Source organism: Bradyrhizobium jicamae, from assembly GCF_001440395.1.
Classification (GTDB): Bacteria; Pseudomonadota; Alphaproteobacteria; order Rhizobiales; family Xanthobacteraceae; genus Bradyrhizobium; species Bradyrhizobium jicamae.
On record NZ_LLXZ01000010.1, the window covers coordinates 1 to 12,321 of the forward strand.

At 56.0% G+C, this 12,321-nt stretch carries 9 protein-coding genes and 1 pseudogene; 5 read left to right on the plus strand and 5 right to left on the minus strand.

The features are described from left to right. Positions 1 to 310, minus strand: a pseudogene (locus CQ12_RS01935) (hypothetical protein); the annotation flags it as partial. Between the two features lie 364 nt (positions 311 to 674). On the opposite strand from CQ12_RS01935, the gene CQ12_RS01940 reads away from it, so the two are divergent. Then, a complete protein-coding gene (locus CQ12_RS01940; protein ID WP_430642175.1) occupies positions 675 to 1,103 on the plus strand; it encodes a hypothetical protein in 429 nt (142 codons plus the stop codon). 152 nt (positions 1,104 to 1,255) lie between these two features. Beyond that, positions 1,256 to 1,684, plus strand: coding sequence for a hypothetical protein (locus CQ12_RS01945; protein ID WP_057833683.1), 429 nt, complete (start codon positions 1,256 to 1,258; stop codon positions 1,682 to 1,684). A gap of 1,791 nt (positions 1,685 to 3,475) precedes the next feature. Here CQ12_RS01945 and CQ12_RS01950 read toward each other — a convergent pair. Next, the gene (locus CQ12_RS01950; RefSeq protein ID WP_057833684.1) at positions 3,476 to 3,703 is read right to left on the minus strand and encodes a hypothetical protein; all 228 of its coding nucleotides are present in this window, start codon (positions 3,701 to 3,703) and stop codon (positions 3,476 to 3,478) included. Positions 3,704 to 4,302: 599 nt separating this feature from the next. Beyond that, positions 4,303 to 5,040 carry a Crp/Fnr family transcriptional regulator gene (locus tag CQ12_RS01955; RefSeq protein ID WP_057833685.1) on the minus strand — a complete coding sequence of 246 codons (738 nt, stop codon included), beginning with the start codon at positions 5,038 to 5,040 and terminating at the stop codon, positions 4,303 to 4,305. 450 nt (positions 5,041 to 5,490) lie between these two features. Here CQ12_RS01955 and CQ12_RS01960 point away from each other — a divergent pair, with 450 nt between their 5' ends. Together CQ12_RS01960 and CQ12_RS01965 are read left to right on the plus strand one after the other, a co-directional pair. Then, positions 5,491 to 5,835: a hypothetical protein gene (locus CQ12_RS01960; RefSeq protein ID WP_157087942.1), complete on the plus strand. Its 345-nt coding sequence runs from the start codon at positions 5,491 to 5,493 to the stop codon at positions 5,833 to 5,835. A gap of 511 nt (positions 5,836 to 6,346) precedes the next feature. Further along, the gene (locus CQ12_RS01965; protein ID WP_157087943.1) at positions 6,347 to 7,642 is read left to right on the plus strand and encodes a hypothetical protein; all 1,296 of its coding nucleotides are present in this window, start codon (positions 6,347 to 6,349) and stop codon (positions 7,640 to 7,642) included. On the opposite strand, the gene CQ12_RS01970 is transcribed toward CQ12_RS01965, so the two are convergent. Both CQ12_RS01970 and CQ12_RS01975 read right to left on the minus strand, forming a co-directional pair. After that, entirely contained in the window at positions 7,595 to 9,109 is a 1,515-nt protein-coding gene (locus CQ12_RS01970; RefSeq protein ID WP_157087944.1) for a lipopolysaccharide biosynthesis protein, read from the minus strand. The genes CQ12_RS01965 and CQ12_RS01970 overlap by 48 nt on opposite strands. Positions 9,110 to 9,124: 15 nt before the next feature. Beyond that, complete coding sequence (locus tag CQ12_RS01975) at positions 9,125 to 10,048, minus strand: class I SAM-dependent methyltransferase (RefSeq protein WP_057833689.1); 924 nt, start codon at positions 10,046 to 10,048, stop codon at positions 9,125 to 9,127. Between the two features lie 1,119 nt (positions 10,049 to 11,167). Between CQ12_RS01975 and CQ12_RS01985 the strand changes: the two genes are divergently transcribed. Continuing rightward, positions 11,168 to 12,268 (plus strand): glycoside hydrolase family 5 protein, encoded by a 1,101-nt coding sequence (locus CQ12_RS01985; RefSeq protein WP_083519081.1) that lies wholly within the window; start codon positions 11,168 to 11,170, stop codon positions 12,266 to 12,268. Positions 12,269 to 12,321: the final 53 nt, after the last annotated feature.

Here is a 12,321-nt window from a genome sequence, read left to right on the forward strand (position 1 = left end):
GTTTGATCCGGCGCGTCGGGTAAATTTCGTCGAAATGGCTAAACACACCGACGCGGTGTTCCGGCTTGTAAGGATTGCCTTGCAAGACGGCCTCGACATAAGTCGGTACCGGAAACCCCTGCGCAGCTCCGTAAAGTTCAGCATCCGGGCCCGTCGCAGAGAACACTGGTGCGGCATTGCCCGCCGCGTTTCCACTGGCATCTATTGGTTTGGCCGTGACCAACGGCGTTCCGGTAGCCATTTGCGCAACGCTCGCGGCGATACCGACGAGCGCGTCACGACGGGAGAAAGAAAGCGATTTGGCGCGCATCCAGCTATAAGCCTCGTTCCAACATCGAACGAGGGTATATCATGCACGAAGCAGCCGGTCTCCTATTGGCCCTTAGCCGAAGATCACATTGGCCGCCTGCAGGTCGACTCGTGGGGTAGACCGGACGTAGCTCAGCGTGACCAAGTCCGGCTTTTGACCCGACCCGGACATCAGTGTCAGTTAGCCCGCCTCACAAGCAATAAGGAATGCCGCCGGGCGGCCGATATTGCATAGCGCGCAGCCGATAAAATCATGCAGGCTTGTTATGCGCGGATGTGAAAATCCGCGAGCATTGATAAAGATCAATGGGTCAATCCTCTCCTTATGGAGAGGTAGGGCCACACATTGGGAGGGCTAAATGAAAATGCACCGGATGAATCAGACCGCTGCTATGGCGCTGTTGCTGCTGACGGGTTTTGCAACGGCCTCCTTCGCTGACACCGGTACGGTGAGTGTCGTATTTACCAAGGGCGGCTTTATCGTCGACGTCGGCGGCGGCCAGGGTGTACTGACCTTTAGGGGCAAGAGATATCCCTTCACGGTTTCAGGTATGAGCCTAGGCCTTTCGATCGGCGCCTCCACCAGCAAGTTCGTGGGCAGGGCACTGAACTTGCGGAGGGCCGGCGATCTCGCAGGCAGCTATGTCGTAGCCGGCGCGGGCGGAGCGGTCGCCGGTGGAGCGGGGGGCGCGCAGTTGCAAAATGCCAACGGCGTTATCTTACAGCTCAGCGGTGCGCGGATCGGCGCTGAAGTTTCGGCCGCCGTCGGCGGCGTGACGATTACGATGCAATAAGAACCTGCGCGACCGACTGCAAGCAACCGTCCGCGAATGGGGCTCGTCAAGATAGAGACCCCCAATGGCAGAAGACGGACGGACACTTGGCTGGCACCGCGAGAGAGTAAGCTGAAGTGAGTGTTAGCTTTGCTATAATAGGATCTGAAGCGATGCCCAAATTTACGGGAGTTGTCACAGACCGCGTGACAATCTCTGTACTTTTGCTGTCTTTGCTCGGCACGTCCAGCTACGCTCAGCAAACTACTGGACAGCTATTATTGAGTTCGGGATTCAATCCCATCGCTGCCATTACGCCCGAAATGATGGCACGTTTGAACTCTCTCCCGGCAAACCAATTCCTGCTACGGAGTAAGGGAGGGCGTCCCTACTACCTTTATGCGGACCCGTCGGGATGTGGCTGTGCCTACGTCGGTACGGTAGCTGCGATGGACAAATATCGTGCCGCATTCGGGGCGTTGCCTGCCGACACTCTTTCGTCCGGTGGCTTCACGATTCCGGAGCAGAACATAATCAACAGCATGGAACAGGACGACGCGAGCGCCCAATTCAACGACGACGTATTCGGTCCGAATTTTTAGCCGATGTAGCAAGCTTCTGCTTTGTCGTGGCGGCTGAACGACCTGCGCGGGACAGGATGAATGTCGGAGGATGGCCCGATGGCGTCATGGCCAATAACCCCTGACATAATCGAAAGGACTATTGGTTCGTCGGCGTAGTAGCTGTTGCCATTGGAAATGGATATCTGGCCGCCGCCGCAAGTGTACAAATTTCCATCGGGGTCGGTTTGATAACAGGGTTGATGCACTGGCGCTTGTCACGAGAACAAGAGCGATAAAAAGCCCAAACACAATACGCATTACTCAACTCCCCAACAAAGCCCCATTCCACCGTCCCGCGGCGTTGAGTCAATCGTGGGGCTAATAAATATGCCTAGTCAGACGGGAAGGGTGACTGAGCGCGCGGAACGGCTATCGTCGCTGAAATTGCAGCGGAACATGCTTGTAACAAAGTCCATCTCGGGTATCAAAGTCCACACCATCGCCCACGCAAGGCACAGGTGGATTTCCAGGATATCGGAATGCTGTTGGATTGAAGGAAACAAACAATATCAGCGCGGCCGCGCCGGCCCACGCAATAATCACAATGTATCGTGCGTTCGTTGAGAGAGGAACCAACTGCTCTACGACACCCGCTGCGAGCCACGCCCACACGAGCACAGCTGGTAGCAGCGACAGGCATAGTGCCCATAGTTCAAAGGTGCTCATAGCCTGCAAGAGCTGCCTGCAGGGATTGGTTCCTAAAGCTCGTTTTAAGGGGGCCGAAAGCGCTGATGAGCCCGATCGCTATTGGGATGAGAGCGACGCAAATCCATAAATGCGGGCGCGCTAGAGCTCAGGCCGGCAATGAGGACCCAAAGACCAAACCCGACGAGTCCGAGCGATATGCATAGGCGACCGCTTTTTCCATGATCGAATCCAGACGCAAAACCGCGGGATCGCATCAAACTGGCGGACCTTTCGCTACCGCCAGATCAAACGGCCCCAGCTTCTGGAAGGACAAGCTGGGGCCGCCATTCCAATGCGCCAGGCTGGAAAGCTAACCGGCGCCAAGCAGAACGGGCCTAGTGACACTCTGTTCCTAAATCCGCCGATTGCTATAACCACAGGGCGGCTACGATCAAGATGACCGCTCCAACCACAAGGATCATCACGTCGATAGTGAGCCACTGGGGGACGCGCATCGCAAGTTTCGTCATGGGCCGGGTCCTCCCCAACCTGTATTCTCCGACGATCCCGAGCGAGACGCTGTGAGCTGGTTCACTACACCGGGAAAAAACGGCAATCGGTCGATCCACGTTAGCTTGCCCTTTGTCGGCTGATTCGCTACGCGCGAGGCAGGATACAGGTCCTCAACGCGCCGAAGGCAAATGACACTCATTTAGAGGTGGTAGCCTTCGGCCGCTTCCACATCGGTTAGTGAACTGCGCGAATCAAGTAATAACTAACACCGCCTATCACGATGACGGCAGGAACAGCCCACATGATGAATACTGGCATTTTGCGCCTCCTTCATACTTACCCACTCTGAGGAACGCTGCCGTATTGCCAGTTGTTCCCGTCTCCAGGTTGGACGATGTTCCTCTTCGGAAAAACGGCACTTCTGAGCGCCGGGCCATTTAAGTTAAACGGCTTTCCTTCGGATCGGCACCATAGCGCAGCAAAACGCCCCCCAGAGCTACCGGCAGGGGCTTTGCGGGTGGACGGCGTGAGGCTGGACATGTGTGTGTCACACCAAGAACCCGACTCTTTTAATGCGCGCGCAAATCCCGCCGCCCGAGAGTTACGGCAGGAATAGGCGCATATCCCTTCTCAGTTCGACGTGCAAACCTTGATGGCTTTCATGCCAGACTCGGCTTCGGCCTTGGTCTTGTAAACGCTGTCGCCGCTGACCACGGTCACTTCCGATGACGCCGGCTTCGTTTCGGTGATCGTGCATTTCTTGGTCTTGACGTCCTGCACCACGTAGAACGCTTGCGCGAACGCAGGTGCTGCAACTGCCGTCATAACTGCAGCGGCGATAAAGGTCGTTAGCTTCATTCTGTCCTCCTCCTCGTAGTGCAGGCTGTTCCGGCCTGTGTTTGCACCAACTAGGCGAATTGCCACTTATTCCCAACTGGACCTCGGAGCGCTTCCGAGTTTTTGAAAGTAGTGGAAGGAGTGGAATGATGGACGGGCGCCAAGAAGCAGGTTTGTCGGTTTGGGGATTGCGGCCCTGTATTTTGGTCTGATACTTGCGGCAGTTGCATCCATGTGAAGGGGTATAAAATGCCTTTACAAGGTCGCCACAGCTTCAATCGCTCTGCTATTTGCCGCGGTCCTCATGCTGAGCAGTTATCGGTTCGTGGATAGTCGCGCGCCAATCCACGATCCTGCAGTTCCCGTGCACGGGGTACGGTGAAGATTCAACGCGTCCACGTGAGGTCGCGTGGTCCCATCTGTCGCGGCGCGAACGGGGACGTCGGACGTGGAGAGGCGGCGTGCACGCCCAGACCCCTTCATTGTCGCCGACAAGCGCTGAGCCATGCTTGCGACTTTGAGGGATCCCAGGCGCCGGCGGGGCGACCAGTGGATTCATGAAATTAAGTACGGCGGCTACCGCGTTCAAATTCACCGAAACGGCGCTTTTCTTTGGCAAGCTAGAGATCTGCCTCCACGGATGATTGTAAGTAGTCGCTATCAAAGCTTGCAAGCCGCACAAGAGAATCCCAGTCCTTGATCCTCACATGCTTGGAATCCCACTCCACCAGCCCGAGCTGTCGAAGCTCCTGAATGACCCGATTGGCGTGAACCTGGGAGATACCGCTGGCGTCAGCAACGTCCATTTGAGTCCACGGCACGGAAAATGCGAGGTCGCGCGCCAATCCGACCATTTGAAGCCGTGCAGTTAATTCACAAAGGATATGAGCGATTCTTGCGATCGCGTCGCGGCGCCCCAAATTGACAATCCATTCTTGAGAAATAGCCGCCTGCATCAAAGTTTCGCGCCAGAATGCCCGCGCCAACCCAGGTGACCTATCAAGCACCTCCGTGAGTGACGAGTGCGGCACGAACGCCACGACCGTAGGACCGAGCGCGCTGATACCGTGCTCGACCTTCGACAGGTAAAATGATGAAAGATCCGCTACATCACCAGGTACAAAGAACGAGGTGATTTGGCGACGCGAAGTCGCTATGGATTTGTGGCTGTACAGAAAACCACCCAGCACAAGCGTGCATCGTGATGATGAGTCGCCATGCGAGACAACTTCTGCATCAGCGGAGTAGTTGGCGATCTTCAATGGAAGATCGATGAGGCGTTGCTTATCGTCAAGCGACAGGGCGTTTAACCGTTCCAGCCGTAGCAACAGCCGCGAGTATGGTCTTCCAATTTCCATGCCTCACCCCGCTGGCAAGGCTATAGGACCGATGCCCTAACCTTGCAGAAATGGAGCGCCCAACGCGGAACGCTGAAATGTGCTCGCCGTGGGGCGAACAACTGGTCCTCGGGATTCCCAATAAGTCGGGTACCCGACACTCCCGGCAAGATGTGTCCCGTTGGCCGGGAAAAAGTAGCAATTAAACTTTGATCAAAGGCGAGCGTTCCAATAAGCGCGATTCTGGGTAGAGCCCGTGCGTCGGGTCTGTACCTGCTGTCGGTGTACTGGCGTCGGGCTGAGCATTTTCCTTGCGGGAACGGGGCGTTTGGGTCGGCGTTCTCTGCCGAAGCGACAATCGGGCGCTGAATTGAGGATATCCGACCGATAACGTGCAGAAGGGTCGGAGAAACAGGCGGCCGCAATACCCGAAGCAAAATCGCTGGCTCAATTCTGATAGAGGAGAAGCTGGTGTCGGCACGAGAACGTTTGTCGGGACGGGACGGCATTGGTGCGATCTTTGTTCTCGAGATCGAGGGAAGACCGACGCTTGCCTTTGAAGCGCGTGATCGCACAGAAGCCCTTCAGATCGGTAGAGATGCTGGCCTGCGGATGAATCTGATGGAATTTACATCCAAGGGAGTTTCGATTTGCTCCTCGGAGTCAACGTTCAATATCCGACTGGCAAGGCAGACAGAAATCGAAGTGTTCAAGAACGCGATCGAAGTGGCACCAAAGTGCGATCAACCCACAATGACTTTCCTGATTGGAATCGACGGTTTGGTGGTCGTAACCGTCGGGCCTGAGTCAACCTAATACACAGCACGCATGTAAGGCTAACTGTTGATCGTTATGTCAACACGGAAGCGCAACCTGAACTTCTCAACGGCGAGGGGCGTTGGGGAATCGGCAGTGAAAAAGTGCGGGCCTAGAGACCCGCCGTCCGCCAATCGTCGCGGCTTGCGATTGCCACAAGCTCAATTGGAAGGTTGTGCCGGTACAATATAGTCGCGATGCAAGGAGTTGGTCGTCCTATTTCCATCGAACCGCACCGTGATGCTGCTTCTATAGATGCCTCTACCTACAACGGTGCCAATCTTTCCAGCGAGTCGAGGGCAACGAACAGACCCAAGCTCGCTCATCCTGACGCGAGTTCCGATCGGCATTTCGTGTGCTTCCTGATGCGTCACACGCAAAACACTTCTTTCGTTCGGATAAATCAATGTGGCGCGGGGAGAGCATCTTGTCCGGCGAACATTCGCCCGGCCGATTTGGAACCGGCTAGACTGTCGCAGGTTCTCAGTGATCGTAAGGCGAGATCTAGCAATTGCAAACAACAATCGCATTCTCTCACGCGGTGAGCAAGAGCCGGGCAACCGGTACTGCAATAACGACTCTGTTGTTCTGTTCTGCGTTTCAGTTCTTCCACTCGATCGGCAACGCCTTCGAAACGCATCCGCTTGCGGCCTATCTCTTGCTCGAAGCGACGTTGGCAATGCTGATTGCTATTGCCATGCTCACGATCTCCACCGAACTGGCTTCCGGCAAGTTGCGGCCTCTCGATCTTTTCTTCTTTCTTTTCCCTTTCACGTGGCTGCTTCTCGGCAGCGGATTTGCCTGGCTTGCGTTCGATCAGCCGCCAATTTACGGCCTAAGCGAAGAGCGACGCATCCTAACGTTTCTTTATTGGTTTGTGCTTGATCCAGTGCGGCGCAAATTTGGGTTGACGGTGAGTGACCTGCTGCTTTCACTTACATTGTGTGCCAGCATCTATTTGGTCACCGCCATTGGGCTCCAGCTCGCTGTACCGGAGCTGTTGAGCGGTCGGGCTTTGCCAGATCTCGATACGCGAAGGTTACGCATGTCCTCGGCTGGCGACTGCTTCGCCATATCGTTCATTATCGGGGTGGCCGGTTCGCTGGTCTCACCACGACGCACTACATATCTCGTGGCGGCGATCGTCGGACTTGTCGGGCTTGTCCAGGTCGCTCAGTCGCGCCAACTCACGTTGGCCGCCGCCATCACTGTCCTCGTACTCATTTTTCTACTACGACCGCTTTGGGCCATGGTTGTTGGATTGATAACAATTGTTGCGTTCCTGGGGACGTTGTCAATCCGCGGCCCAGTCGTGTTCTCGCAGATTCTGGACACGCTGCTGCCGAATATCTCAGAATTCTTCGGCTCGAATCTGTCAGATAATCCGCGCATCAATACGCTCGCCATCATCGCTAACTCACTCTCGGAGAACTATTTCCTCGGACTGGGAGCAGTGTCACTTCTTTACGACGGCGGCTTGGCGCGGCTTTATGGGCGCAATTTCTTCATCAATGATGTCGGCGTTATGGGAGAAGCGTTCCGCGTAGGTCTGTTCTATGCAATCTTCGTTTGTGCCTATGCAGCGATGGCTTTGAGGCCATGGCAACGTATCGACCGGATGGAGCACCGGAGCCTAGTTCTCGGGGTCTACATCCTCTATTTCCTCCAGGCGCCCACCAACGGATTTTTCTATCGGTTCGGCTTCGTGCATGCATTTCTACTCCTGTTAATGACCGCAGCGGGTCAACACCGAAAGCCATCATCTGCTTACCTGGCGTCGCCGCAACCAGCCGCTTCCATCAGGTGACCATAGGGATAGTCCAAGGAGGCGGGTCACATTGAGTGCTTCATGGAGGCATTCACGTCCAAGATGAGTGCAGACGAGTATGGCGAGAGTAATCGCATAGGCTGTGGATACGGATAATGCGATGAGCAGCCAAGGGGCGCTGGGCAAGCGTTGTCCAATGAGTGAAATCGCCGCTATGGTACATATCGCGGCAACGCAGAACGGCAGAACGACTTCGCCTACGTCTCTCGCTCGCACTGAACCTGTTCGGGTAGCCCAATAGATTGCCAGAGGCGACCGGACGACCTCGCTAACTGCATAGCACGCGGCGACTCCCCATGCACCGAATGGCAAGCCGATGGCGTAGGCAACGCACGCGAGCACAAAGCTGAGTGCATTGAGAACAGTCAACTCCCGCGCGCGCTCCTGACTGATCAGAAGCGAACTAATAGAACTTGTTACCAGTTGCAGTGCGCCTGCCAGAGACAGCCAGGCAAGAAGCGGGGCGGCTTCGATCCATTCGCTTCCAAGCAGCAGCAGACAAATAGGTTCAGGGATGGCCATGATTGTGACCATCGCCGGCAGGATGGCTAGCAGGGGAGCCTGGAGAGCCAGTCGGTAGATCTTCCGATAACGGTCGTGATCTAAGCGCATTCGCACCAACGAGGGAAGAACGAGGCGGTCCATGGGTGCGGTTACGAAAATGAGAGGAAACAATACTATGCGGTAGGATCGATCGTACAATCCGAGTTCAAACGGTCCGCGAGCGCGGCCGATCAGAACGTTGTCCACACTCCGGATTAGAAAGTCGAACAGGCCGGACAGGGTGATGTTGCCTCCGACGCGAAGGATATCCGCGATTTTGCTGCTTCTATTCGGCCAACCGGGGCGCCAACGGCAGAGGATCCAGCTCGCGATAACAATCGTCACTGTGGTGGTGTAGCTTGCACCCAACAACGCCCAGTAAGAGCGAGTCAGCAGCGCTATCACCGTGCCTACAGCAAAGCCAAGTGCCAGCGAACCCGCGTCTATGAATGCCAGGGCGCGAAAGCGCAGCTCTCGGTTCAGCAACGCCATGTGCTGCAGCGAGAGGGATCCCGTCACGACGATGGCGGTAGAGGCGATAATCAGAGGGATCAGGCGTGGCTCGTCGTAAAAATGCGCAATCAAAGGGGCTGATAACCCCAGGATTGCAGCAACTGCGCAACCCCAGCTCGCGTGCAGCCAGAATAGCGTGCTTAGTTCTTGATGGGTTATCGAACTGCGCTGAAGCATTGCGCCGTTAATGCCGCCGTCGCGCAGTATCGCGGCGAGCGCGAGTACTGGCGAGATCATGGCAAATACACCAAAATTGCTTGGACCAAGAAGTCGAGACAGGAGAACGATAGCGGCCATGTGCACGAGCAGCTTGAGTCCCTGCCCAAGGGCAGTGAAGGCCATACCGGCTGATGCAGCGGTGCGGAAGCTTTTGAGCTCTTCGTCTCGCACCGCTTGGCTCTTTCCCTAGTGAGTGGCAGCAGTTGCGGTCGTGATACGATCGATTAGGAAATCAAGATCGTTGGTTATCCAGAACGAAGCCGCCGGCTGTTCTGTGGCTGTAAGTCGGCCTGTCTTTTCCAACCAGTACACCGGCAGAACGGGCTTCCAATCAGGTGAAAAAAGCAGCAGAGCCGCCAGCAGGTACTGTTCGCCGTATAATCGGGAATTGTAGAAGCTTCGGTACTCGTACGGCAGGTTGACGTCGTGAACATGCACAAGAACGCCTTTTGGAAGCAGCGGCAAGATCTCCAGAAAGACGTATTGGGTATCACAGCCCTGCACCACGAGATGGCTTCCATCGAAGAAGAGGATGTCGCCAGGTTCTAACGATGTGAAGACGTTCGTGCTGGTACGCTGGACGGTCTCGTAATGTATCTCGTCGGCAATTGCATCTATTTCGGCTCGTGGGGCAGGATCCACACATGCCAGGCGGGTCGAAAGCCCATGATACTCGATCGCGTGACGGAAGAATTTCGTGGAGTTGCCACTTCCGATCTCAACGATCAATCTCGGTCGCATCAGCGCCGTAAGTGCCCATGCGGCGCTCGCGTCGTTTCCATGAAAATAGGCGTTATCCCAGAACGGCGTCGTTTCGTTCTGCGCCTCTTGCTGAATGATCGTCTTCGCTAGCGACGTATGAGGGCTCATTGCGCGGAGCAGCGTGTCATAAACAGCATCCTGCTCGGCTATTCGTCTGCGCACCTGGCCGTAGACGAACTCGCCGCTGGTCGGTGACACCACAGCTCGATGGTCGAGAGGCAGAACTGCATAACTGCCGAGGGCTGAACCTGTGCTGCTCAGTGCTCGAACGCCGAACCGAAAAACGCTGCGGATCGCGTCTCCGAGGGAGTGATAGGTCAGGCGGGAGAACTGTTCGCTAAGCGACATTGCGAACTCCGTGATCAGGTGGGTCGAAGGCCTGCCGAATAACAAATGCTAATCACCCCGAACACCGGGGAGCGGCTTGTGGAACGTTCCGACCTCGTGAACGTAGATGCCCACGAAAAGTTTCTCGGTCTCGAAGGGCGCGCATGCAAACAACATCAAATAGGGCGGCGCGGACGGGCGACCGGCCGGAGCCGGAGAGTGGGCCGGTCCCACTCAGTCACGCCGCAATCAATGGGTGTGCAACCATAGCTGTCTGTGTGCTGGGCCCTTGCGCCGACGTCCGGCTGTTTCATCAAACTGTGGAGGGCATTGTCGATCAGGACTATCGCGGCCTGGTCGTCGGGATTGTGCCCAATGTTATGGCGCTGGATGGTCAATGGGCTCTAGATCTAGCGAGTCAAACTCGAAAAATAATCGTCTGTCGAGGTTCGTCCGAGCTGAACTGCAACTCGGCGTGTGCGATCGCCTTGGATCTTCAGCCCGAGGCGCAATTCATAGCACTCATCAACTGCGGGGAGAGGCCTCCAAGAAAGTGGCTACATTCGCTTAAGGAGGTCCAGGAAGAGTTTGACGCCGACGTTGTTACCGGACCTGTTAAGTCAATGTTTGACGAGCCACCGTCCGATTGGATGCTGGCGAGTGGATATTTTGACAGATGCGGAATGCGTTTCGGCCCGATAACGTGTCTGCCCGCCCTCGATAATTCACTGATCCGGTCGACGACTATTCGATCGTGTTTGCCCGAGATCATCCCGTTTCACCTGCCTGAAGCAGACGGAATCGATTTCGCCTATCAGCTGAAGATGTTGGGCTCCGTTGCTGTTTGGGCGAATGAAGCTATTGTATTCAACTCAGTTCCCAAGTCCAGAATGAACGACGAATGGTTGCTCGAGAGAGATTTCTTGAGAGCATATGCCGTCGCACGCGTGGAGTCCCGCTATAGGGCGAACAGATTGGCTGATGCACTTCGTCGAGTTCGTGCGTGTGGCTTACTGCTAGCAGGTATTGCTGCTTACGGCGTAGCTCCGCGCGATTCGCTAAGAGCGCGTCTGATGCTTGCTCGGGCCAGGGGCGCACTTGCCGGCAGCCTTCCTAATCGGTCCTGACGCGGGAGGCAGCATGAAGGTTTCACGTTGTGTACAGCGCCGCGATTTTCTTGGAGGCATCGCATTGTCGGTCGGAATGGTGCTCTGGCCGGGATCGACTGGCGCCGTCGATGGGGAGAAGGCGGTCGTTTGCGACACTGGTCTGCCGAGTGAGCCCTGGAGAGAGTTTGGCATCAATATTGTGGGACCTGCGCTGTCGCCGGGCGTGCGCGGAGAGTATGCAAAGGACTACATATATCCGGACGAAAGTTTGTTGGCGTACTACCGCTCGAAGGGGTTCAGAGTAGCCCGGGTCACGTTTCTCTGGGAGCGGTTACAACCGAAGCTGTTCTCGGATCTTGACGCAGCAGAGACTGAACGTCTTCAGTCCCTGATCGAGAAGGCACGCGGTCAGAATATGGTCCTCATCATAGGACCGCACAATTATGCGCGTTACGCCGTGAAAGACGGCATTCCCGAGTTAATTGGCAGCAACGCGGTGCCTGTTGCCGCGTTCGTCGACTTTTGGAGACGCGTCGCTATTCGCTTTGCTGCCCACGATGAACAGCTGATCTACACTCTCATGAACGAGCCGCACGATACCAAGGGAGCGTGGGCAGGAATCGCGCAGGCTGCAGTCGACGCAATTCGCGAGATTGACAAGCAGCGCTGGATCTACCTGCCGGGTGACGGCTGGAGCAGTGCGCGGAGTTGGCGAGAGTTCAATGAACATCTGGCGATCACGGATAGTGCGGATCGGCTAGTTTATGTGGCGCACCAGTATTTCGACGGAAGCGGCAAGGGGATTTATGAGAAGAGCTACGATGACGACCGGATCCATCCCGAGATAGCGATCAATCGTCTGCGGCCATTTCTCGAATGGCTTCAACGTCGTGGCTTTCGAGGAACCGTAACAGAATACGGTGTCCCGAATGATGATCCGCGCTGGTTCGCCGTTCTTGATAGCGCGCTCGATACACTCAAGCAGGCGGGAGTTGGCGGAGCGTATTGGGCCGGCGGTCCCTGGTGGGGGGACTATCCGCTTTCGAGCGAGCCGCGGGGCGGAACGGACGCACCCGTAATGTCTGTCCTTACAAAATTCACCAATCCATGTTCGCTGCGCCGATGGGAATAGAGCGAGGGCGGGGACCAAGTGAAGGAATCTGACAACAGTAGCAGAGTGCAGAC

Excerpts from the sequence above, each read along its gene's own strand:
- CQ12_RS01975 (WP_057833689.1), bottom strand. The coding sequence starts at position 10,048 with ATGTCGCTTAGCGAACAGTTCTCCCGCCTGACCTATCACTCCCTCGGA.
- CQ12_RS01955 (WP_057833685.1), bottom strand. The coding sequence starts at position 5,040 with ATGGAAATTGGAAGACCATACTCGCGGCTGTTGCTACGGCTGGAACGG.
- CQ12_RS01945 (WP_057833683.1), top strand. The coding sequence starts at position 1,256 with ATGCCCAAATTTACGGGAGTTGTCACAGACCGCGTGACAATCTCTGTA.
- CQ12_RS01985 (WP_083519081.1), top strand. The coding sequence starts at position 11,168 with ATGAAGGTTTCACGTTGTGTACAGCGCCGCGATTTTCTTGGAGGCATC.
- CQ12_RS01950 (WP_057833684.1), bottom strand. The coding sequence starts at position 3,703 with ATGAAGCTAACGACCTTTATCGCCGCTGCAGTTATGACGGCAGTTGCA.
- CQ12_RS01940 (WP_430642175.1), top strand. The coding sequence starts at position 675 with ATGCACCGGATGAATCAGACCGCTGCTATGGCGCTGTTGCTGCTGACG.